This is a genomic window from Streptomyces sp. NPDC001880 (genome assembly GCF_053594575.1).
Genome location: NZ_JBSFET010000230.1, coordinates 1 through 3,112 on the forward strand (window position 1 = coordinate 1; position 3,112 = coordinate 3,112).

Below are 3,112 nucleotides of genomic sequence, written 5' to 3' on the forward strand. Positions count from 1 at the left end.
GCTCCCGCCCACCTGACACGGCCGTCGCCCGCCTTTCTGCTCGCGGCCTTCACCGGAGCGCCGACACCGGATTGGGACAGACACCCACGTTCCCCGCTCTACCAGCGCATCCCGAGCCGATCGAGATCTGCGCGGCGCTGCTCGGGGAGCTTTGCGGCGCGTTTGTGGACGTTGTCGAGCCACTGCCGAGCTTGACCATCACGGTCTCGTCAGTAGCGGACTGACGGCCCGACAGCACGCCTGTCGAATCCAAGGCCCGATGTGCTTGCGGGGGACTCTCAGGTGTCCTTCACGGGTGTGGAACTGCTTTGCTGCTGCCAGGTTGGCCGCCCACTTCGTATCCTGCGACTGTTTCACCGGCCGCTCATCTTCCCCGGCCGGTGTGACCTTGAGGCGGTCAGGCGGCCTGACCGGGCGGAGGGGAGGGCACTGTGGCGCGTTCGTTGGGTGTGTCGCTGGCCGAGGCGTATCCGCAGGTCGCGTTGATGTGGTTGCAGGAGGGGCAACGGCGGGCTGACGCTTCAGAAGACGACGCTGAAGATGCAGGTCGCGGTGTGGTGGCGGTGCCCGGCCGGGCACGAGTGGCAGGAGAACATTTCCAACCGCACCACGCTGCCGAAGCGGAAGTAGGGCGATGTCGCGGCCTGCCGGGAGTCGGGCCTCTGATCGGCGCGGGCTGCGGAGCCGGTCCGGGGCGGTGTCAGGAGGTGTGGGCCTTGAGGTGGGCCCGCTCTCCCTGACGCCCGAAGAGGACGAGGAGCTCGACGACCCGGTCGTCGTCGGGGCCGAGCCAGTGTGGCACGTGGGTGTCGAACTCGGCGGCCTCGCCCGGCTTGAGGACCAGGCTCTGGTCACCGAGGAGCAGGCGCAGCCGGCCTGCGAGGACGTAGAGCCACTCGAATCCCTCGTGGGTCTTCAGCTCGGGTTCGGTGCCGGGCCTGGGCGCGATGAGCAGCTTGTGTGCCTGGACGCCGCCGGGCTCGCTGAGCGGCACATACGTCATGCCGTTCCGGGCCACCGGGCGCAGATGGATGCGTGGGTCCCCGGTATGCGGTGCACCCACCAGCTGGTCGAGCGGCACCGCGTAGATCTCGGCCAGCGGCAGCAGCAGCTCCAGCGTCGGCTTGCGGCTGCCGCCTTCCAGCCGCGAGAGCGTGCTCTCGTTGATCTCGGTCCGCTCGGCGAGTTCGGCCAGCGTCATCCCGCGCCGGCGCCGCAGCTCCCGAAGCCGGGGCCCGACCGCGTCCAGTACGTCCTTCTTCGCGATGCCCATACGACCCAGGTTGCCGAAACAGCATGAGGCTTTGCAAGTCCGGCACGTGGTGGCGCACTGTGCTCTCACTGAGGCGGCCGTACGGCCTCTGACCTGCCCGTATTCACCTGGACGAGGACTGTTCCGTGATGACAGTGAACACCCGCACCGCGAGCCTCAGGGCCCCGGCCCTGGACCCGAAGCGCTGGCCGGCATTGGTAGTGAGCTCCGTGGCGACGCTGATGGTCGTGCTGGATGTGTCCATCGCGAACATCGCCCTGCCGCACGCGCAGAGCGACCTGGGCATGACCGATGTGAACCGGCAGTGGATGATCACCGCCTATGCCCTGGCCTTCGGCGGGCTGCTGCTTCTCGGCGGGCGGATAGCCGACTTCATCGGCTGCAAGCGGACCGTGGTCATCGGGCTGCTGGGCTTTGCCGCCGCATCCGTGCTCGGCGGTACGGCCCCCGAACCGATCACGATCTTCGCCGCCTTGCTGGCCCCGGCAGCTCTCTCCCTGATCACCGTCGCCTTCACCGACCCCAAGGAGCGGAGCAAGGCATTCGGGATCTACGGCGCGTTCCAGGGCGCCGGGGGCGCGGTGGGCCTGCTGCTGGGGGGCACCCTGACCGAGTACGCGGGCTGGCGCTGGTGCATGTACATCAACGTCCCCATCGCCCTGGCCGCGGTGGTCGCGGCCAGGTTCTTCGTGCGCGAGAGCCGGGCAGTGGGCGAGCATCGCTACGACGTCCCCCCGGTGCCCTGCTGGCCACCGGCGGTCTTGTCTCCCTTGTCTACGGATGTGCCCAGGCGTCGGAGGGCGCGGGGTGGCCGGCGCCCTCCACCATCTTGCTGCTCGCCGTCGCCGCCGTCCTGCTCACGGTCTTCGTCCTGGTGGAACGGGGCACGGCGGACCCGTTGCTGCCGCTGCGGGTGGTGACCGACCGGGGCCGGGCCGGGGTCTACCTGGCCAGCCTGCTGATCGGGGCCGGTATGTTCGGCATGAACCCGTTCATGACGCACTTCCTGCAAGTCAACCTGGGCTACTCGCCCCTGCACACCGGGCTCGCCTTCCTCCCCTTCAGCATCGGCGTGATCACCACCACGACGCTGGCACCGCCACTGGTCCCCCGGTTCGGCCCCAAGGCACTGATGGCCGGCGGCATCCTGCTGGCGATCGCGGGCCTGCTCTGGCTCACCCGGCTGGACCCCGGATCCGGGTACGCCACCGCGGTGCTGCCGACCCAGATCCTGGTCAGCGTCGGCGTGGGCCTGTTCTATCCTCCGGTCCCAACGTCGCCCTGTCCGGTGTCGCCCCGGCCGACGCGGGGGTGGCCAGCGCCGCACTGAACACCAGTCAGCAGGTCGGCGCGGCCCTCGGCCCGGCCCTGCTCAACACGCTCTACCTTGCCGCCGGCGCCGATCCCGGCGCCGCCCGCACCACCGCGGCCCGGTTGGAGGGGTACGTGCACGGCTACCGCGTCGCGTTCACCGCCAGCGCAGTCCTGTTCGTCCTCGCCCTCACCGCCGTCACCTTTCTGGTCCGCTCCCGCCGGAGCACCGCCACCGCCTGATGCACCCCTTTTACCGAAGGAGACAACCCCATGACCTCCACGACCGACTCCGCCACCTTCTGGGAGAACCACTATTCCCGCATGGACGCGCAGTGGGGCACCAAGCCCAACATCGTCCTGGCCGACCTCGCCACTGCTCTCGCCCCCACCCCCGGCACGGCACTCGACCTGGGCTGCGGACACGGCGGCGACGCGATCTGGCTCGCCGGCCGCGGCTGGGCCGGCTTGCCGCGCTCTACCCATCCGGCCACTCCTCCGGTATTCACGCGCAGGTCTTCTTCGAGC

General features: G+C 69.6%; 6 protein-coding genes and 1 pseudogene. 6 read left to right on the forward strand and 1 reads right to left on the reverse strand.

Annotated elements, in window-relative coordinates; all coding sequences use genetic code 11:
* The coding region (locus ACWCQ6_RS36615; RefSeq protein WP_451096747.1) for a hypothetical protein at positions 1–224 on the forward strand (224 nt) is incomplete at its 5' end.
* A gap of 289 nt (positions 225–513) precedes the next feature.
* The gene (locus tag ACWCQ6_RS36620) at positions 514–630 is read left to right on the forward strand and encodes a zinc-ribbon domain-containing protein (protein ID WP_451096757.1); all 117 of its coding nucleotides are present in this window, start codon (positions 514–516) and stop codon (positions 628–630) included.
* Positions 631–700: 70 nt separating this feature from the next.
* On the opposite strand, the gene ACWCQ6_RS36625 is transcribed toward ACWCQ6_RS36620, so the two are convergent.
* A complete protein-coding gene (locus ACWCQ6_RS36625) occupies positions 701–1,273 on the reverse strand; it encodes a helix-turn-helix domain-containing protein (protein WP_451096749.1) in 573 nt (190 codons plus the stop codon).
* Positions 1,274–1,401: 128 nt separating this feature from the next.
* On the opposite strand from ACWCQ6_RS36625, the gene ACWCQ6_RS36630 reads away from it, so the two are divergent.
* The 4 genes and pseudogenes from ACWCQ6_RS36630 to ACWCQ6_RS36645 all read left to right on the forward strand — a co-directional run.
* The gene (locus ACWCQ6_RS36630; RefSeq protein WP_451096751.1) at positions 1,402–2,193 is read left to right on the forward strand and encodes an MFS transporter; all 792 of its coding nucleotides are present in this window, start codon (positions 1,402–1,404) and stop codon (positions 2,191–2,193) included.
* Entirely contained in the window at positions 2,148–2,603 is a 456-nt protein-coding gene (locus tag ACWCQ6_RS36635) for an MFS transporter (RefSeq protein ID WP_451096753.1), read from the forward strand. The genes ACWCQ6_RS36630 and ACWCQ6_RS36635 overlap by 46 nt, the downstream gene beginning before the upstream one ends.
* Positions 2,585–2,827: a hypothetical protein gene (locus ACWCQ6_RS36640; protein WP_451096755.1), complete on the forward strand. Its 243-nt coding sequence runs from the start codon at positions 2,585–2,587 to the stop codon at positions 2,825–2,827. Before ACWCQ6_RS36635 ends, ACWCQ6_RS36640 begins: the two co-directional genes overlap by 19 nt.
* Before the next feature lie 30 nt (positions 2,828–2,857).
* Positions 2,858–3,112 (forward strand): annotated as a pseudogene (locus ACWCQ6_RS36645) (hypothetical protein); the annotation flags it as partial.